Source organism: Novosphingobium anseongense (assembly GCF_037482895.1).
GTDB lineage: Bacteria > Pseudomonadota > Alphaproteobacteria > Sphingomonadales > Sphingomonadaceae > Novosphingobium > Novosphingobium anseongense.
In genome coordinates this window covers 287,106-307,061 of the sequence record NZ_JBBHJZ010000005.1, presented here as the reverse complement: position 1 = coordinate 307,061, position 19,956 = coordinate 287,106, and the positions used below count along the sequence as shown (strand labels likewise).

The window sequence follows — 19,956 nt, the reverse complement described above, 5'->3', positions numbered from 1 at the left end:
CCGTGCCGCCCTGGGTCCGGATGGCCAGAAGTTTTGCGCGGCCGTGTTCGATCCGGAAGCGCGTTCCCTGACGCGCTTTCGGATCATTCCATATCGTGAGAGCCGCATGACAGGCGCAAGTTCAGTGAGGCCCCGGCAATGATGTCCTGCTCCGCGGGGGCTCAGGTGTGCGACCCCTCGGTTATGCCCGTGGCACTTGCCTTGGCGGACGATGCTGGTCTTGCCGCGGTCTGGTCTCCTCGTCCCCGTCTGCAGTGGCGTCTTGCGACAGACCGCAGCGGGGTCGGGCAACGCGCCTACGAAGTCGAGACGTCGCGCGAGCCCGACTTCGTCTCGGTCCTCGCGACGACGGGCAGAGTCGAGGGCGAATATCCCTTCAGTCATCTCTGGCCGGGCATGCCGCTTGCGAGCCGCGAGAGGGTCTGGGCCCGCATACGCGTCTGGACCGATCTCGGCCGGACCCTATGGTGCGAACCCTTGGCGGTCGAAGCCGCGCTGTTCCGGGAGGCTGACTGGACGGCAAGGCCGATATCGCCAGCCTTCAACGTGGGGGTGCGGTGCTCCGCGCCGGCTCCGCTCTTTCGGCGTGCTTTTTCGATCGACCGGCCCGTCGCTTCTGCCCGCCTCTACGTGACGGCGCTGGGGCTTCAGCAGTGCTGGCTCAATGGCGCGCCGGTCTCTGCTGACCTGCTGGAGCCGGGATGGACCGCCTATGGCGAGCGTCATCTCTACGCGACATACGACGTGGGCGACCTGCTGCGCAGCGGCGAGAACGTGATCGCCGGCGCGGTGGGCGATGGCTGGTGGCGGGGCAAGCTGACCTGGACGAACCGGCGCGCGGTCTATGGCGACACGACGGCGCTCCTCGCCCAGCTCGAAGTCGATTTCGTGGACGGTACGCGGGTGATCATCGCGACCGACGAGCAATGGCGCGCCACGACGGGCATGATCCGCAGCGCAGACATCTACGATGGCTGCGAGATCGACAGGTCGCTCGAACCCGAGGGGTGGCGAGAGCCCGGCTTCGACGAGCGGGAATGGGCGCCCGTCGAAATGCTGGAGCTGCCGAGCGGCCTCGAGCAAAGACGCATGCCGGCCGCGCGCATCGTCGAGCGCCTCGTGCCGCGATGGTCGCGGGGCGCCGACATTCGGGTCGACTGCGGGCAGAATCTCACCGGCTTTCTCGAACTGACCGGCGAGGCGCTCACGCGCTCGCGGATCACGGTACGCCACGCCGAGGTTCTGGAAGCCGATGGAAGCCTGCACCTAGCCGCGCTCCGCGGCGCGAAGGCGACCGATGTCTACACCGTCGAGCCGGGACGTTTCCGGCTCGCGCCCGCGTTCACCTACCACGGCTTTCGCCATGCGCGCATCGAGGTCGTGGGAGAGGCGGTGATTGATGGCATCGAAGCCTGTGTCGTCTCTTCCGATCTTCGCGAGATCGGCGCCTTCTCCTGTTCGGACTCTCGCATCGAGCAGCTGGCATCGAACATCCGCTGGTCGCAGCGCGGGAATTTCGTGACGCTCCCGACCGACTGCCCGCAGCGTGACGAGCGCATGGGCTGGACCGGCGACATTCAGGTCTTCGCACCGACGGCCTGCGCGAACTACGACGTGCGCGGTTTTCTCGCGAGCTGGCTTCGCGACCTTGCGATCGAGCAGGCGGGCGACGGGCAGGTGCCAAGCACGGTGCCCAACGTGATCGAGGGCCACCCATACGAATTCGGCGGCGTCGGCTGGGCCGATGCCGCCGTTCTCGTGCCCTGGGCCCTTTATGAGGCTTACGGCGACAGGCAGGTGCTCGAAACCCAGTTCTCCAGCATGTGCGCCTGGGTCGACTGGGCCGCCTCGCGCCGCAACCCGCAAGGCGTGTGGCGCGGCGACTTTCACCTCGGAGACTGGCTCGATCCGGGGGCGCCGCCCGATCGGCCCGAAGAGGCGACGACCGACCGCGACTTCATCGCCTCGGCCTATCTCTCCTTCAGTGCCGGCCGCCTCGCGCGGATCTGTCAGGTTCTCGGGCGGGAGGTCGAGGCGGCCGGCTACGTTTACCTCTCACAAGAGGTCGCCGACGCCAGCTGGCGGGTCTGGGGCCAGATTGCGCAAGGGACGCAGGCCGGATGCGCCATTGCGATCGCCTTTGCGATCGCGCCCCCGGCGCAGCGCCGAGGTGTCGGTGAGCGGCTCGCGGACCTCGTCGCCATGGCGGACGGCCGTATCGGCACGGGGTTCCTCGGTACGCCGCTCGTGCTCCCGGCGCTCAGCGCGGCGGGGCAGCACGAGGCGGCCATGCGCCTTCTTCTCAACGAGAATTCTCCCGGGTGGCTGAACCAGGTCCTGAACGGCGCGACCACCATGTGGGAACGATGGGACGCGATCACATCCGACGGGAGCATTCATGCCGGCGACATGGCGGCTGAGGATGCCGAAACCATGATGAGCTTCAATCACTACGCCTACGGCTCGGTCGGAGCCTGGCTCTATCGCCATCTGGCCGGGCTCGCGCCCGCCGACTTGGAGCTTCCCGGCGCGCGGCCCGGCTATCGCCAAATCCGCTTCCAGCCCCAGCCGGGCGGCGGGATCGATGCCGCGCGCGCTGCCATCGACACTCCCTTCGGCACGGCCGGTATCGACTGGCGGATCGTGGACGACTGCTTGTCGATAAGGCTGCGCGTACCGCCGGGTGCCAACGCCACGTTCACCGTGCCTTCGGGCTGGGTGTTTCCCGAGGCCGGCCGCGATGCACCTTTCGGATCGGGCGAGTTCGAATTGCTGCTCGCCCGTGGCGCATGACGGCCGCGATGGAGCGCGTGATTGGCCGGGACCTGATCGGGCCGCACGTGATCGGGGCGCACCGCATGGGAAGCGCGGATTGATTGACGACAGGCAGCAAGGGGACAGAAATGATCACACAATCCCGGGGCGGTAGCCCTGCCTATGTCGGCTTGATCGTCGCCGTCGCGACGATCGGCGGCTTCATGTTCGGCTACGATTCGGGCGCGATCAACGGCACGCAGGACGGGCTGCGGCACGCCTTCGGGCTCAGCGAGGCGGAGCTCGGCCTGACGGTCAGTGCCCTATTGCCGGGATGCGCGCTCGGAGCCTTCCTCGCCGGGCGTTTCGCCGATCACGTCGGCCGCCGCACCGTCATGATGATGGCCGCGGGCCTGTTCGTCGTCAGCGCGCTCGCCTCTGGCGCCGCGACATCGGCGCTCATGTTGGTCGCGGCGCGCGTCTTCGCCGGCGCCGCGGTCGGCGCAGCCAGCGTCCTGTCGCCTGCCTATATCAGCGAAGTGGCACCAGCCCACATCAGGGGGCGGCTCGCCAGCGTCCAGCAGGTGATGATCATCTCGGGTCTCACCGGCGCTTTCCTCGCCAACTATTACCTCGCCGCCGAGGCGGGGTCGTCGCTCGGCGACTATGCGGCGGGCCAGCCGGCCTGGCGCTGGATGTTCTATCTCCAGGCCATACCGGCCCTGCTTTTCCTCGTCACACTCGCCTTCATCCCCGAAAGCCCGCGCTATCTCGTCGCCAAGGGCCGGCGGGCGGCCGCAAGCCACGTCATCGAAAAGATCCTGGGTCCGGGATCGGCACCGTCGAAAGTGGCCGAGATCGAAGCCTCGCTGGCGGGAGGCGAGGCGCCGCGGCTCGCGGACATCATCGCGCCAGGCGGCGGCGTGCGGCCGATCGTCTGGGTGGGCGTGGGCCTCGCGGTCTTCCAGCAGCTCGTGGGGATCAACGTGGTGTTCTACTACGGCGCGCTCCTCTGGCAGGCCGTCGGCTTCAGCGAGAGCGATGCGCTCAAGATCAACATCCTGAACGGTGTGGTCTCGATCCTCGCCTGTTTCGTCGCCATCGGTCTCGTCGACAGGATCGGGCGGCGACCGCTGCTCCTTTCGGGATCAGCGGGCATGACCGTCAGCCTCGCCATACTCGTCTGGTGCTTTTCGCAGGCCATGATCACGGATGGACACGTCAGCCTGCCCGAAGGTGTCGGCCGGATCGCGCTCGTGGCGGCCAACGCCTACGTGGTGTTCTTCAACCTCAGCTGGGGGCCGATCATGTGGGTCCTGCTCGGCGAGATGTTTCCGAACCGAATTCGCGGTTCCGCGCTCGCCGTGGCCGGCGCCGCCCAATGGCTGGCGAATTTCGCGGTGAGCGCGAGCTTTCCCTGGCTCGCCCAGAACATCGGCTTGCCCGTGACCTATGGAGCCTACGCGATCTGCGCTGCGCTCTCCCTCGTCTTCGTCCAGCGCGCCATTCAGGAAACCAAGGGGCTCGAACTCGAGCAAATGACGGGCTAGCGGGGAAATGGACGATGGCCCTTGCCCAGAACAGCGCGCCGCGAGCCGTGGCGGCGCTCGCGCAGCGCTCGGCCGGATCGACCCCGCCCGAGGCAGCGACGCCGCCCGGGCGGGCTCGGCCAATATTGCTTCGGCGCGCGATCATGTCGTTGCCGTGGTCGAAGGTGCGGCGGCAATGACGACCGAACTGGAAATGTCGGCCGGTGCCTATCGCCTGCGCATTTCGCCCGAACGCGGAGGCTCCATTCTCGCCTTCGACTGGCAGGGCGCCGAGCTCATGCGATCGGCGACCGGTGATACGATCCTGGATGTCGCCTGCTTCCCGCTGGTGCCGTTCTCCAATCGGATAGCCCATGGCCACTTTCTTTGCGATGGAATCGAGCGGAGGCTCACGCCCAATTTTCCGGGCTCGGCCCATCCGCATGCTCTTCATGGGTTCGGGTGGCTCGCGGCCTGGACAGTACGCGAAGCTGCCCCGACACGATGCGTTCTCGAACATGTCTACGAGCCGGGCGAATGGCCCTGGGCCTATGTCGCACGGGAGACCTTCGCGCTCGATGAGCGCGGCCTCACGTTGACCCTTGCCGTGACCAACCGGTCCCTAAGCGACATGCCGGCGGGCCTGGGCTTTCATCCCTATTTTCCGCGTGATGAGGCCACGGTCTATCACGGCCTGCACATGGCGCAGTGGCAGACGTCCGCGGACGGGCTTCCCGAGGCGATCGAGTATGCGGCCGCGCCAAGAGACTGGTGGGGCGGAAGGCCGGCTGCGAGCCGCACCGTCGATACCGTCTATGCCGGGCGTGTCGGTGATCTGCGCATCGATTGGCCCTCGCGCAACCTTTCCCTTTCCCTGAAGCCCGATGACGCGCTCGATCACACGGTCGTGTTCACGCCGAGCGGGGAGGGCTATTTTTGTGTCGAGCCCGTGAGCCATGCGACGAACGCCATCAATACCGATGCGATGACGATGTTGCCGCCGGGAGCGACCCTGACCGCGAGCCTCAGGATGGAGACTCGCCATGTCTGAGCGGGCGCCTGCCCAGAGCAGGGGGGATCCGACCCCAAGCATCGATCCCCGGTGCCAGGGTTCTTGGGCGTCCGCATTGCCGAGGCTGAAGGAAAAAAGGGAGGTGTCCGTGAAATCTGCAGGACGTTACTGGGGCGCGGCAGCGCTCGCACTTGCCGCTCCGGCGCCTTGCTTGGGTCAGGCGGCGCAAGATGCGACGGTCGGCGCAGGAAGCTGCAGGATCGAGATGTCCGGCGGGCCCATGGAGATCACGCCCGATTGTGAGGACCCGCTCTACAATGCGAAGACCTTCGTCGTGGACAGGGTCGCGCAAGCGACGACGCCCATGCCGCACACCCGTGTCGAGGCGCACTTCTCCGCGCCTACGGGGCAATCATCCTACAAGGTGACCCTCTACCTGCCGTCGGCGACGGCCTGGGAAGGGCGCTTTTTCCAGCATGCCTATCCGCTCGAGCAACCGGAAAACCCAGGCGACATCGCATTCGCTCTCGGCAACGGCGCCTATCTCGTCAACGTCGCGGGCGTTCCATGCGGCTGCGGCGGCTACCGCCCGGACGCGGCCGCGGCAAAAATCGCGCGGCGCTACGCCCAGGACTTCTACAAGTCGGATCGGACGATCCGCGGCTACCTGTGGGGTGGCAGCGGGGGCGGTCTCGTCACGGCCGGCGCCATGGAGCATACCCGGGGCGTCTGGGACGGGGCAGTCCCCTATGTCATGCCGAACGCGGCGTCCTTGGCCAACGTCAATGCGAGCGGATCGCTGTCGGGCCTCGCCCTGGGCGGGCGGCTCACCACCATTGCCGATGCGGTCGCGCCGGGAAGCGGGACAAGTCCCTTTGCCGGGCTCAACGCAGAGGAGCATGCCATCCTGGCTGAAACGCTGGCCCTCGGAACCCCGCTTGCGACTTTCGAAACGCCGGGCATGTTCGGCGGCGGCAGCAATCCGCTGCTGATGGTCCTCACGGCCGGCGTGAAGGAAAAGGATCCCGCCTATGTCGAGGATTTCTGGTCAAAGCCGGGCTACGAAGGGGCAAACCCGCCCGGTTACCTCAAGGGGGCGATCCGCGACGAATGGGCGACGGTGACCGAAGTGGGGCGCGACGCCGAGGGTCGCGTCGCCAGCATCAAGCTCGACCGGGCGCCCTCGCTCGGCACAGGCCCCCTTGCGGGCATGTCGTTCGAATATTGGCTCTACGATGCGGGTGGGCGCACCAAGCTCGGAGAACTGGGAGGTCGGCTCGACAAGGACACGATCTGGCAGCAGGATCGTGCTCCAGGTGCCACGGGACAACTGGGGCAGGGGATCGAAGCCTTGCTCAAGCGCACGGTTCTCGGGGCGGCGGACAGCGTGGCGCCCGGGCAGAAGGTTCTCGTGAACAATCGCAACTTCCTCGCGCTGCACTTCTATCATCGCCATGCGATGCCGCTCGACCGGGACATGTACCCCTATGATGTCCTGCGCGCCGCCGACGGAAAGCCGCTCTACCCGCAGCGCAGCTATCTCGCTGCTACGGAGTCGGCGACCGGTACGGCGGGGGGCGGGCGCCAGACGGGCGAGATCACGATGAAAGTGATCCTCGTCCAGTCCATGGTCGATGGCGGCGCGCAGCCCTGGATGGCCGATTGGTACGCGAAGCGGGTCAGGACGGCCATCGGTGCAGGAGCCTACGCACGCAACTTCAGGCTCTACCTGAACGACAATGCCGGCCACCTCGACATTCCGCCTCCGGGAAAACAGGCGGCCTCGAGCATCGACTATGTTCCCGCGCTACACCAGGCCGTTCTCGACGTGATGAACTGGGTCGAACGAGGCAAGGCACCGCCGGCTTCGAGCCGCTATGCCGTCACGGGCGGTCAGCTGAACCTCGCGGCGACCGCTGCGCGACGCGGCGGCATACAGCCCGTCGTCGAACTAGAAGGGGGGCGAATGGACCGGATCGAGGCATCCGTCGGCCAGGCGATCTCGTTTCGCGGCACGGTCTCCGTGCCCCCGGCCGCCGGCAAGGTCGTAAGCACGGCCTGGTGGTTCGGAGACGAGGCTTTCGCGCTCGTGCCCGAAACCGCGCCTGCGCCGTCGAGCAGGTTGAACGTCGAGCGGACCCATGTCTATTCGAAGCCCGGCACCTATTTCGTCACGCTGTGGGCTGCCTCCCAGCGCGAAGGAAAGCCTCGCGAGACCGGGACTGCGGTCCAGAATCTCGATCGCATTCGCGTCGTCGTGCGCTGAAGACGACACGCGGAAAGATGGCGAAGTCCGTGGCCTTCCGCGCGCTATGAGAGGTCGGGCACCGCCCTGGTGAGACGCTGGGACGTCGTGGGGCGGCCCTTGCCAAGGGGAGGCGAGAGCGTCGCCTCGTCCTGCCATTCGAGTTCGGACCAGCCTATGTACCTGTCGTCGTGGGCCCTGATCGTGATTGTCGCGATCGGCCGGAAGTCGCGGGTGTCGACGAGCACTGGGTTGGATGGTTCGCCGCTGCCGTACTTCTCTCCCCATTGCCGCAAGGCAAGAATGGCGGGCAGGAGGTCGACGCCCTTTTCGGTCAGCCGGTATTCTATCTTGCGACGATCGTTCGCGCAGGGCTCGCGGACCATGATGCCGCCGTCGACGAGACGACCGAGCCGGTCGGACAGGATATTGCGGGCGATCCCCAAGGTCTTAAGGAAATCCTCGAAATGCTGAACGCCGTTGTAGGCTGCGCGAAGGATCAGGAAGGACCAGCGTTCGCCGATCGCCTCGAGCGCCGCTGGCAGTCCGCATCGCAGATCAATTCGGGTCTCTTCCAACGCTGACATCCTAGCTAGGCGACGATCCACGCCTGTCCGTGCCTAGGCCATGGAGCCGGCGCAGAGACAGCTTCTCCCATCGCGCGCGCGGGGAACGGCCACCTTAGAAAGGCCGGGCGAGGCCGGGAAGCCATCGCGACGCTCAAGGCCGGCTGCCTTCGCGGCCTGTTTCGGGAGCAACGCAGCGGAAGCTGGCGGCAAGATCGGGGGCGCCGCCCTGGTAGCGGGCGTAGGTCGGATATTCGCATAGCGGGCGCGTCCGCCGGTTCCGCTCGGGGGTGTCGTCAGTGGCGGTGAGATCGGCCGGTGCGGTGCCGCGCTCCACCCAGCCTTCCAACGCGCTCAGCATGTCTGCCTGGAAATCGAACTTGGCGCCGTGGCGAAGTCCGATGCCGTGGCCAAACCCGGGGACGCGATAGTAACGAAGGTGTGCGCGGCCTTTGCCGGGCCCGTAGGCCTTGAACATGCGATCGTGGAATTCGTCCGACCAATCCGCCGAATGGACCTGATCTGAATTGCCGTGAACCAGCAGGATCTTTCCACCTTTGGCGACGAAGCGTGCCATTGTCGGATCGACGTCCATTCGGCGGGCAAGATAGATCATGCGGCGCTTGATCGCCGCGGAACCGTCGGCCCGGAACGAGAAGAGATCTGCCGAAGGATCGCGCGCTACGGCGAAACGGACGAAGGGATCCGACAGGACGGCGCCAAAGGCCGTCTCGTTCGCGCCGCCGAAGTTGGTATCGCTTGTGATCGGTCCACCCGGCGACACTTTGCCCATTCTGGGTTGCGCCCCGCCGTTGAGCACGTTGTAGGCGTGGAAGCGGTCGACCCCGTTCGGTAGGCGGAAAGGAAGCTTGCGCTCCGTCCCATAGGCCCGGACCAGCCCGGCGACTTGCGCCGGCGCAAGACAGTCGTCCGAGGGAGGCTTCCCCTCGGGGCACCGCAGGCTGGCGGGATCTACGTGGCACGCCCCCGTGTCGCCGACGAGGCCATCCACGAGCCCGTCGAGCCCGTCGCATCGATCGATGACCGCACGGCTGATCGCCGCCTGCTGGGCGGGGTTGGACCATGCGCCCGGGGATGCCAGAGCCTGAGCGTTGTCGATCCAGCCGCTGAAAGCCCCCACCGCGGACCACACAGGGTAGAAGGCAATGACGCCGTCGTAGAGCTCGGGCCAGCGATCGGCGGCGTAGAGCGCCTCGCGGCCGCCACCAGATCCACCCGTCGCATAGGTCAATCGCGGCCTGGCGGCGTATCGACGCTCGATGATCGCCATGGCCGCATCGTGCGTCTTGCGGAGCTGATTGCCGGCGAAATTCTCGAACGCCTCGTCATTGGCTTGCCAGTCGGGCGTGCGGTACTCGTGGCCGGAATCGCTGCCGAAAGCCGCGTAGCCCCGAGCGAGAGGCGTCGGCAAGTGCTCAGCTCCCACGACGGCGCTCGAGCCGCTCACGACGAAGCCGTCCCATCCGCCGCCCATTAGATGCATCGCCTTCCCGTTCCAGTCGTCGGGCAGGGCGACGTTGAACTTGATCGGAAAGCCCTTGGGATCGATCGGCCGGATTTCTCCATCGACACTGCAATAGCCGACTTTCCCGGGCTCGCTCGCTGCGACGGTTCTCGCCCCCGTAATCCGGGCGCCGCCGGTGGGCAGCGCCATGCGTGAGGCTTCGATCGTCAAGCCCTGCAGGCCTTCGCAGGACCGCGCGGCCTGCGCTGCGCCCGTCGTGGGCTGGCCCTGCTGCGCCCAGGCCGCTTGTGGCGCGGTCAAGCAGATCAAGGCCGTGAGCCCCCCTGTGATAGTGACGCTGCGAAGATCCCCGATCATGCTACTCTCCGTTGAAATGAACCCGGCGCTTGGTCGAACTGCTGGATGCGAGCGGCCGGTTCGATTTCGAACCATCACCTTGGACCGATTGGCTTTCCCCGTCGTGCGTCTCGCCGCGGCGCTTCAAGGCATTGCGCACTTGAAAGCCCGGACGTCTGCGGTCCCACCCAGCGAAATCGACAGTCACGTCGAATCCACTTGCTGTCTGATTAACTAGTAACATATTCATCCGTCGCGACCCGTCAAGCAATCGCGCAAGAGATCCCCCGCGGCGGCCGCCAAGCCAGAATTGAAGAGAGGAAGCCTCATGTTCCGAACTGCCTGCTCGTTCGCTTTCGCGCTCTCCCTGATTGCGAGCCCAGTCATCGCGGAGCGGCCGGTGGTCGGCCCGACCACGAGAATCTCATCGGGTCGCCTGGTCGGTGTTCGGCAAGGCGACGCGATTGCCTATTTGGGCATCCCCTATGCAGCACCGCCGATCGGTCCGAACCGCTGGCGATCGCCTCGGGCGGTTGCGCCGTGGAAAGGCGTCAGGGCTGCCGACAGGTTCGGTCCGAGCTGCCCACAATCCATCGTTCCAAGTCTGGGCCCTTGGACTCACGAGTACCTGCCGAGCGGCGACACCAGTGAGGACTGCCTGAGCCTCAATGTCTGGCGCCCGCGAACAGCGTCGAAGAACCTGCCCGTGCTCGTCTGGATCCACGGTGGAGGCTTTACCTCCGGTTCCGCGTCCGTGCCGGTCTACGACGGCGCCGCTATGGCGGAGAAAGGCATCGTCGTCGTCTCGTTGAACTATCGGATCGGGTTCTTGGGGTCGCTAGCGCGGCCAGAACTTCGCAACAGCGGCGGCGGAAATTTTGGCATCCAGGATCAGATCGAAGCCTTGCGCTGGGTGAGGCGCAACATCGCGGCCTTCGGCGGCGACTCTCGGCGGGTGACCATCTCGGGCCAATCGGCCGGTGCCTTCTCGGTGCACTATCTGATGCTTGCGCCCGGAGCGCGCGGGCTCTTCCGGCAAGCAATCGCGCAGAGCGGCGTCGGCCTCGGAACTGGTTACGACCTGTGGCTCGACAGTCGCGAAAATGCCGAAAGGAGCGCCGTCTCGCTATTCGAGGCTGCAGGTGCGCGGACGCTCGACGAGGCGCGCGCGCTCTCCTTGCCTCAGCTTACTTCTGCATACTTCAAGGCTGGCGGAATTCCGGGATCGCCCAGCGGTTTCAAGACGAAGCCCTACGCCGACGGCGCAGTGTTGCCGCTCGATCCGGCCGCTGCCCTCAAGGAGGGGCGGTACAATGACGTACCGGTGCTGATCGGCCTGACCGCGGACGAGGGCAGCGGCCTCAACCCGTCCTATCGTCTCACCGATCAAGTAAGATACGAACGCTTCCTGAGCGCGCGATACGGCGTCATCGCATCGCGGCTGGGTACGCTCTATCCGCTGGCCAAGCCATATCCGGCCGCCGATGGCGGATCGCCGATGCCATCGCTCATTCGCGATTCCGGGATCGCGGCGACAGTCGCCTGGAGCAAGGAGCGCAATCGAACGAGCCGGTTTCCACTCTACGCCTACGTCTGGACGCATGTCGAACCGGGGCCCGAGGCGACGCGCTATGCGGCCTTTCATACAAGTGAGGTCCCCTACGTTTTCGCAACGCTCGGGAAGGCGCCCGAGCGTCCCTTCACACGCGAAGACTGGCGCATCTCGCGCATCGTCCAATCCTATTGGCTCAATTTCGTGAAGACCGGAGATCCTAATGGCGCAGGTCTGCCGCGATGGCCGGTCTTCGGCGCGAACCGCGCCATTGTCGAACTGGGCGGAAACTTCGGCGAATATCGGTCTCGTAACGCCGAGGCCGAGGCGGCCCTCGTCGAGCACATCACCAACGGGCACTCGCTGTTTGGTCCGTGAAGACGGGCTGTCGCTGCGGTTCGAGGTATGCGGACCGTTGCGGGACCGGGCTCGGGAAGGGGCCGAGCTTAGCCTGGCGTCACGCGGATCAGGGTGGGCCTGCGAGCGGAGACTCCTCGACGCTGTCGAGCCCAAGCATCGATCGAAGCAGGCTGAGAAGCTCGCTGCGCAGCGTTTCCATCGATACCGAGGCGTCGACAAGCCACTGGAGTAGCGAACCGCGGACCATTGCCATGACGATGATGCTGGTGGACTTGGTGCAATGCAGGGGCGCAATCTCCTTTTTCGCCACAGCGGCCTCGAGATTGCGCCATATGAAGGAGGTCGCGGCTTCGTTGAGCTGCTGAACAACCTCGCGATAGGGCGATGCCTTCGACGATGCTTCGGCCAGCAGGACATGGACGGCGATGGTCAGATCGGCCTGCTCCGAGCGGGCGTCGAGAAGCAGGGCCGCGGTCTTCATTACCGCCTCCAAACCCGTCCCGCGATCCTCGGGTGCGCCGAACAGAGCGCCTGACCTCACGTGGAGATGGGGGACGAGCTGTCGGATCATCTCGTCGCGCGTGCCGAAGACGTGCGTGGGCATCCCCCGACTGAGTCCGGCGCGGTCTGCGACTTCGGCCAGGCTGAAATCGAGCGAACGCCGCTCGCCAAGCAGCGCGAGGGCAGCATCGAGCAGCCGCTCCGTGGATTCGCCGCGCCGTTCGGCTTGGGTTCGACGAGGCGCGACCGGTCTGGCGCGGTCCGAACGCGATTCCTTTGCCTGCGAAATGACGCAATTCCTCCTTCAGGCCACCCCAGCGGACTTACAAAGACGTAGGCAGCTGCGCCAGCTACCCTCATGGCGCGATGGCCGGCGCCTTTTCCTGACTGTCCTTCGAGCCGAACCGCACCGCAAGCGCAAGTTTGTCGACCTTGCCGGCCGCCGTCTTGGGCAGTTCGGATACCTCGAAGACTCCCTTGGGAGTCAGCAGAGAGCCCTTCGCACGGCGCACCCGCGCACAGAGTTCTTCCTCGTCGAGTCGCCGCCCGGGGCGCATTACGACCACGGCATGAACGGCTTCGCCCCAACGCGGATCCGGCAAACCAATCACGGCCGCGGCGGCAATGTCAGGGTGACTGGTCAAGACATCCTCCACTTCACGGGGGTAGACGTTGAAGCCACCGGTCACGATCATGTCCTTCTTGCGATCGACGATGTATATGCGCCCCACTTCGTCCAGGCGTCCCAGATCTCCTGTATGCAGCCAGCCGCCGGCAAGAGCCTCCGCTGTAGCGTCCGGTGCGTCGCGATATCGCATCATGACGCCGGGGCCTCGTACGCAGATTTCACCGATCTCACCCGGGGCGACCTCGTTCATGCCTTCACCGAAGATGCGAACCTCGCATCCCTTGACCGGGAAGCCGCAGGCCGCGAGGACTTCGGGGCGTGCTGGATCGTGGTCGGCGGTCTCCAACACCGCGATCGGATGACACTCTGCCTGTCCGTAGAGCTGCGAGAATACTGGGCCGATCCGCGTGATGCCCTCGGCGAGACGGGCGGGCGACATGGCCGCGCCGCCATAGAGCAAAAGGCGTAGCGAAGACGTGTCGACCGTCGCCAACTCCGCGCTATCGAGCAGATCGTAGATCATCGTCGGCACGGCGAGCGTTAGTGAAATACGCTCGCGCTCGATGATCGCGAGAATTTCCGCCGGATCGAATCTGTCGACCATCGAGACCCGGCCACCGCGCAGCAGCGAGGGCAGGATTTTCACGCCCGTGACGTGGCTGATAGGGCCCATCGCGAGAAAATTTGGCGCATCGGGTATTTCGAATGACGATAGCGTCGCGATGGACATCGAGGCGACCGAGGCCATGGATCGCTCGACGGCCTTGGACTTGCCCGTCGTGCCTCCGGTTAGACCGACCATACCCAAGCCTGAAGGTTTAGAGAGATCGCGCAGTGATACGCTTCCCACCTTCTGAGCGGCGAGGAAGAGGTCGCTCGAAGACGGTGAACCACCGAGCGTGAAGATCGGCACGCCGGGAAGTGACGCACCGAGAATCTCGACGCGGTCCGGGAAAGCCGCGGCGTCGATGACGATTGCCGATGGTGCGACCTGTCCCGCTTGCTCGGCGTGGGTCGCCGCAGTCGCGAGCGGATGGAGCCAGCAGGGGGCGAGGCCGAGCGCCGAGGAGGCCGCCGCAGCAGCCCATGCTTCCCAGCGGTTTCGCGAGAGGATTGCCACGGTTCCACCCTCGGCGGCGCCAGCCTGCGCGAGCACCGACTGCAATCTGCCAATGACATCGCCGAGCTCGGCATAGGTCACGGGCCGCTCTCCGGCGAAGGCCGTCCGGCCCGCGAACCGGCGCAAGGCCACCATCAGGAGCGCCGTAGGCGTCGGCAGGCTGCGCAGATCAGCGTCTTCAGTCATGTGTCATCGCTTCCGCCATGGCGCGGCCCGCGGCTCGGAATTCGGCAGCAATGTCCTCGATTAGGGTCTGGACCGCGGGAATGGCATTTACGCCGGATACGCTGTGACCCGCGCTCCAGACCTCGCTCCATCGCCTGGCACCGGCGCTGCCGCCCGAGCCGTACATCTGATCGGACACCTCGGCCGCGATCTCCTCGGGCAATTCGTGCGGAGAGAGACCGGCTGCCTCGATCGAGGGGATCAACATGTTCGAGGGGAGCCCTGTGAAGGCGGACGTGAGCAGGACATCGTCGAGGTCGGAGGCGACGAGCATGGCCTTGTAGGCGTCCGAGGCGGCGCTCTCCCGGGTGGCGATGAAGCGCGTGCCCATATAGCCGAAGTCGACGTCGAGAGCCCTGGCGGCGAGCAGTCCCTTTCCGTCGGCTATGCCGCCTGCGAGAACCAGGGGGCCAGAGAAAAATTTGCGCACCGCGCGCGCGAAGGCCATGCCATTGGCCGACCCCGTCTGGCCTCCGGCGCCGGCGCTGAGCAAAACCAGGCCGTCGGCGCCCGCATCGAGCGCCTTGCGCGCATGGGCGAGCGAGGCGACGTCGGCGAAGACGAGCGCACCGGCTTCGTGAAGGGCAGGTATGGCCGCTGCCGGCGATCCGACGCTGGTGATGACGAGCTCGACTTTTGCCTCGCACAGGAGGTCGAGCTCCTGCGCCATCGTCTCGCGGCGCATGATCAGATTGGCGGCGAAAGGCGCATCGGCAGGTCCAAGCTGTTCCCGTAGCTCGCCCAGCCACCGGGAAAGTTCATCAAGCGAGCGGCAGTTGGCTGTGGGAAAGGCGCCGATCACGCCTGCGCGGCAGGCCGCGGCCACGAGCGGGACATTGGAGACGCGGAACATCGGCGCGGCGATCAAGGGCAAGCGGAGGCGCCCGGCGAACCTGTGCTGAATATCGGTGCCCATGGCTGACCTCACTCACTCTTTCCTGATGGCACGGTTGCGCAACACCGGATGGTTGCTGGCCGCTCGTCGACGATCGGCGTCCTCCGCCCATCGGCTGGTAGGTCGGCGGTAGCAGCGAGCGCACTACCTGAAAATATACTAGTCATATGGATAACAAGTGTGTCAAGGGTCTAGCGCTTCCTTGCGGACCGCCCGCGTGCATGCGGCTCGTGAATTGAGGGCCTCGCGGTTGGAATGAGCGGCATAAGATCCTTTGATTGGGAATACGATACCGTATGTTTTGTCGCTAAGATGGTTCTTGCGTGCCGAGGTTAAGCGAGCTCGGGCGGGATCGTCTTGTACCGTCAGTTTATCGGATTGGCCTTAGTTGACCCAGCGACATGCGACAAATTTAGCGCATTTTTCGTGACGTCAGGGCGCTTTGTCGATCGAAGTTCGAGGTCGTCGAGCAGCGCTCGCGGATAGGCAAGAAATGTCTCGCTGCCGCCAAACAAAACATACGGAAGCGTATTGACATGCTTTTGGAGGCAAGGCAGCTAGCGACCCCGCCGTCCCGTCGAGGACGGAAGAACAAAAGTAGACGGAGAGGGCAGGGAATGAAGCATCATGTGGTTAGGGCCGGTCTTTGCGGCGTAGCTATGATCGCGCTCGCGGCGGCCGCGAGCGCAAGCGCGCAGGATGTCGCGTCGACGCCGGGTCAGGGCATGTCGGGCGACATGGCCGGATCCAACCCGGCCGACATCATCGTGACGGCCCGCCGCGTCGAGGAGCGGCTCCAGGACGTGCCCATTTCGATAACCGTGTTCGATCAGCGCCAGTTGGCCGATCGCAACGTCTCGTCCGCGGCGGATCTTGCCGCTTACACGCCTTCGCTGACCACGAACACGCGATTCGGCGGTGATTCCGCCTCGTTCGCCATTCGCGGTTTCACACAGGAGCTTCGCACGACCGCGTCGGTCGCTACCTATTTCGCGGACGTCGTCGCGCCGCGAGGCGGTGGCTCGACCCAGGGCGGCGACATCGCCGCCACCGGCAGCTTCTTCGATCTCCAGAACGTCCAGGTCCTGAAAGGTCCCCAGGGAACACTTTTCGGACGAAACACGACGGGCGGTGCAGTCCTCCTCGTGCCGCGCCGACCGACGGGGCGGGTCGAGGGCTATGTCGAAGGATCGGTCGGCAATTACGATATGCGCCGTCTTCAGGCCGTCGTGAACCTGCCGCTGAGTGACACGTTCAAGGTTCGGGCCGGCGTCGATGCCCAGAAGCGCGACGGCTATCTCAAGAATATCTCCGGGATCGGGCCCGAGGACTTTGCCGACATCGACTATGTCGCCGGCCGCTTCAGCATGCTCGGCCAGCTGACGCCCACGCTCGAGAACTACACGGTCGCGACATACAGCCAGTCGAGCACGAACGGGGCCATTCCCAAGGTCACCGACTGCTTTCCGACGGTCTTCCCCTTCGGCGTTCTGGCCTGCGACCAGATTGCGCGGCGTAGCGCAGAGGGCTTCAATACCGTCGAAAACACCTTGCCCAACGCCGTCCAGCGTACCGAGCAATGGCAGGTGATCAACACGACGACCTGGGAGGCGAGCGAGAACCTGACGGTCAAGAACATCGCCAGCTACGCTTCGCTCAAAAGCTTCCAGAACATCGACTTCTTCGGTGCCCGCTTTCTCGTTCCGACCTCGCTGACCGTTCCCGGCAGCGGCGTCACCATTCCCACGGGCGTTTATGCAGGCCGAACGCTGGCGTTCGTGCCGGGCCAGTCGCCACCAAACCGCTATTCCAACGAGCAGTCGACTTTCAGCGAGGAACTGCAGTTCCAGGGGGCGGGTGGTGACGGCCGATATTCCTGGCAGGCGGGGCTCTATTACGAGCAGAGCGACCCGCAGGGCGTCTACGGCTCGCAAAATCCCTTGCTCCTTCAATGCGACGATGCCGGACGTTTCCAGTGCACCGATGTCTTTGCCGCCCTGCTGCGGCAGCCTGCGGTCGGCTCGATGGGACAGCAGCTCGCCAAGACGAGTTTCCGCAACATCGGCATCTACGCGCAAGGCAGCTACGACATCGCCAGCCAGCTCAAGCTGACCCTGGGCGCGCGCTATACCTGGGACCGGACGCGAAGCGAGGCGACCAACGTCACGTTTCGCTTCCCGGCGCCCAATACGCCCGTCGGCTTCTGCGTGAATCCCCTGATCCGATCCGCCAGTCTGCCAATCACGGCATCGAGCGACTGCCTCGAGCGCCTCGAGAAGAAGTCGCAGGCTCCGACCTGGTTGATCGGCCTCGACTACGCCCCGACCACCGACCTCCTGCTCTATGCCAAATATGCCCGCGGCTACCGGCAGGGCTCGACCAATCCCTTCGGCGCCACGGGCTATCAGACCTACGATCCCGAGCGGGTCGACACCTACGAGCTGGGGGCGAAATCGTCCTTCCGCGGCGCAGTCTCCGGGACCTTCAACCTTGCAGGCTTTTACAACGATTTCACCAACCAGCAGCTCAACGTCGGCTTCATGAACAGCCAGAATCGGATCGCTCCCAATTCGGCGATCGTAAATGCGGGCAAGTCGCGAATCTACGGCGTCGAAGCCGAAGCGGCTCTTACGTTCTTCAACAGCCTTCAGGTCAGCGGCAGCTATGCCTACCTCAACACCCGCCTGCAGACGATCGACGCCATCCAGACCGTTCCCGGCAGCCTCTACGATGTCTTCCTGGGCGGACCGCAGCCCGGGGATCCGCTGATCTACACGCCCCGGCACAAGCTGACGGTGACTGGAACCTACACGCTGCCCCTGCCGAGCGAAGTCGGTCGCCTCAGCCTGGGGGCCACCTATTCGTACGCCGAGAAGATGAACAATATCGGGCCCGTCCGGACCGAACCATCGCTCGGTCTGCTCACGCGCGCTGGAATTGCCGACATCCACGTCATCCCCTCGGTCGAGCTGGTTAACCTCAACCTGAACTGGGAGAGCATCGCCGGTGCGCCGGTCGACCTGTCGCTCTTCATGACGAACGTGTTCGACAAGAAGTATTACCTGGCGCGCAACATCCAGGTCACCTCTGGCTTCGTCTCGCGCTACGTCGGCGAACCGCGCATGTTCGGCGCGCGTCTGCGATATCGTTTCGGAAATTGAAGAGGCATGACGGAATGGGAAGGCGCGCGACCGCGCCGCTATCGTTGCGGGGCTGCGAGCGGGTTTCGTAAGAATTGCCGCATGTCCGGCCGCTCGGTCTCGGCGTGAAATTCCAGGCATCCGGAGTGAATGAAATCGATCGATCCAAACCAGGCAGCGAGGAACGGCCCCGTCAGGGCGACCTGACCCAGGGACCGGTCCTGCGCACGCTCATCGGCTTTTCCGTGCCGATGCTGATCGGCAACGTGATCCAGACGCTCAACGGGTCGATTAATGCGATCTGGGTAGGGCGTCTGATCGGCGAAAGCGCTCTGGCTGCGACGGCCAATGCCAATGTCGTCATGTTTCTCTTGTTCGCTGCCGTCTTCGGCCTGGGCAACGCGACGACCGTGCGCGTCGGGCAACTCTTCGGCGCAAGCGACATCGACGCGGCCCGGCGCACCTTTGGCGGCGGGGTGGGCTTCTGCCTGATGTTCTCGGCAGTCGTTGCCGTGATCGGTGCCCTGACGTGCGAAGGGCTTCTTCACTTGCTTGCGACGCCGTCCGGGAGCTTGGAGGAAGCGGAGATCTATCTTCGCGTCGTCTTCGTAACGATGCCCTTCGGAACCCTGTCGATGATCCTGGGCATGGGGCTGCGCGGCACCGGGGACTCCAAGACCCCGCTGCATGCGATGATCCTGACGGTTGCTCTCGACGTGGTGCTTAATCCCCTGCTGATACGCGGCTTCGGCCCCGTTCCGGCCTGTGGTATCGGCGGCTCGGCCGCGGCGACGGCACTCGCGAACGTCGCCGGCGTTCTCCTCATTCTCCGGCGGCTCTATGCGCGTGACTTGCCGATGCGCTTGCGCGGCCGGGAAATCGGCTACCTCCTGCCGCGCAAGGACGATCTCGCCTATATTGTCGGCAAGGGGCTCCCGATGGGGATGCAGATGCTGCTCATTACCTCGTCGCAGGTCGTGGTTGTCGGTCTCGTCAACCGGGAGGGACTGAACGCGACGGCCGCATACAGCGCCTCGATGCAGCTCTGGAGCTATCTCCAGATGCCGGCATTCGCGATCGGGACGGCTGTCAGCGCCATGGTCGCCCAGAACATCGGGGCGCGACGGCATGATCGCATCGGCGAGATCACCCGCGTCGGCATGCTGACGAACCTTGCGATGACGGGCGTGCTCGCCTTGCTGATCGTCCTTGCCGCAAGGCCTTTGCTCGCTGTTTTCCTCGGCGCGGCCAGTCCCGCCATGCCGATCGCGCACCACCTTCAGCTGGTCGTGACTTGGTCCTACGTCGCCATGGGCGTGATGATGGTCCTATCGGGGACCATGCGTGCCTACGGCGTCGTGATGGCGCCGCTCGTTATCCAGATCGTCTCGCTCTATCCGATCCGTCTCGGCTTCTACTTCTTGTTCTATCCGGAGTTCGGCGACGATGCCCTGTGGTGGTCGTTTCCCGCCAGCACGATCGCCTCCGCCGCCATGACCTGGCTGCTCTATGTAAAGGGAAGTTGGCGTCGGCGTGATCAGGCGGCATCGTCAACGCCTGGGGATCCGGTGGCCGCCAAATAGGCCTCGCCACCGGTCGCGGCGCGC

The 19,956-nt window shown here is 65.2% G+C and carries 12 protein-coding genes; 7 read left to right on the top strand and 5 right to left on the bottom strand.

Annotated elements, in window-relative coordinates; translation table 11 throughout:
* Nucleotides 1-138: 138 nt before the first annotated feature.
* The 4 genes from WG901_RS21080 to WG901_RS21065 all read left to right on the top strand — a co-directional run bounded on the left by WG901_RS21080 (nt 139) and on the right by WG901_RS21065 (nt 7,561).
* The gene (locus WG901_RS21080) at nt 139-2,793 is read left to right on the top strand and encodes an alpha-L-rhamnosidase (RefSeq protein WP_465263055.1); all 2,655 of its coding nucleotides are present in this window, start codon (nt 139-141) and stop codon (nt 2,791-2,793) included.
* A 110-nt stretch (nt 2,794-2,903) separates the two neighbouring features.
* Entirely contained in the window at nt 2,904-4,304 is a 1,401-nt protein-coding gene (locus WG901_RS21075; RefSeq protein WP_339589092.1) for a sugar porter family MFS transporter, read from the top strand.
* A gap of 175 nt (nt 4,305-4,479) precedes the next feature.
* Nucleotides 4,480-5,334, top strand: a complete 855-nt coding sequence (locus WG901_RS21070) for an aldose 1-epimerase (protein ID WP_339589091.1) — start codon at nt 4,480-4,482, stop codon at nt 5,332-5,334.
* 241 nt (nt 5,335-5,575) lie between these two features.
* Nucleotides 5,576-7,561, top strand: a complete 1,986-nt coding sequence (locus WG901_RS21065) for a PKD domain-containing protein (RefSeq protein ID WP_339589090.1) — start codon at nt 5,576-5,578, stop codon at nt 7,559-7,561.
* Between the two features lie 44 nt (nt 7,562-7,605).
* Here WG901_RS21065 and WG901_RS21060 read toward each other — a convergent pair whose 3' ends face one another.
* Nucleotides 7,606-8,127 carry a winged helix-turn-helix transcriptional regulator gene (locus WG901_RS21060; protein WP_339589130.1) on the bottom strand — a complete coding sequence of 174 codons (522 nt, stop codon included), beginning with the start codon at nt 8,125-8,127 and terminating at the stop codon, nt 7,606-7,608.
* A 133-nt stretch (nt 8,128-8,260) separates the two neighbouring features.
* The gene (locus tag WG901_RS21055; protein ID WP_339589089.1) at nt 8,261-9,949 is read right to left on the bottom strand and encodes a tannase/feruloyl esterase family alpha/beta hydrolase; all 1,689 of its coding nucleotides are present in this window, start codon (nt 9,947-9,949) and stop codon (nt 8,261-8,263) included.
* Between the two features lie 307 nt (nt 9,950-10,256).
* Between WG901_RS21055 and WG901_RS21050 the strand changes: the two genes are divergently transcribed.
* Nucleotides 10,257-11,858, top strand: coding sequence for a carboxylesterase/lipase family protein (locus tag WG901_RS21050; protein ID WP_339589088.1), 1,602 nt, complete (start codon nt 10,257-10,259; stop codon nt 11,856-11,858).
* A gap of 88 nt (nt 11,859-11,946) precedes the next feature.
* On the opposite strand, the gene WG901_RS21045 is transcribed toward WG901_RS21050, so the two are convergent.
* From WG901_RS21045 to WG901_RS21035, 3 genes are all read right to left on the bottom strand, one after another.
* On the bottom strand, nt 11,947-12,321 hold the full coding sequence (locus WG901_RS21045; protein WP_339589087.1) for a hypothetical protein: 375 nt from the start codon (nt 12,319-12,321) through the stop codon (nt 11,947-11,949).
* 376 nt (nt 12,322-12,697) lie between these two features.
* Entirely contained in the window at nt 12,698-14,275 is a 1,578-nt protein-coding gene (locus tag WG901_RS21040; protein ID WP_339589086.1) for an AMP-binding protein, read from the bottom strand.
* Nucleotides 14,268-15,188, bottom strand: coding sequence for an NAD(P)H-dependent flavin oxidoreductase (locus WG901_RS21035; RefSeq protein WP_339589085.1), 921 nt, complete (start codon nt 15,186-15,188; stop codon nt 14,268-14,270). Before WG901_RS21035 ends, WG901_RS21040 begins: the two co-directional genes overlap by 8 nt.
* A 680-nt stretch (nt 15,189-15,868) precedes the next feature.
* On the opposite strand from WG901_RS21035, the gene WG901_RS21030 reads away from it, so the two are divergent.
* Complete coding sequence (locus WG901_RS21030) at nt 15,869-18,370, top strand: TonB-dependent receptor (RefSeq protein ID WP_339589084.1); 2,502 nt, start codon at nt 15,869-15,871, stop codon at nt 18,368-18,370.
* 104 nt (nt 18,371-18,474) lie between these two features.
* Nucleotides 18,475-19,932 (top strand): MATE family efflux transporter, encoded by a 1,458-nt coding sequence (locus WG901_RS21025; RefSeq protein WP_339589083.1) that lies wholly within the window; start codon nt 18,475-18,477, stop codon nt 19,930-19,932.
* Nucleotides 19,933-19,956 lie beyond the last annotated feature (24 nt).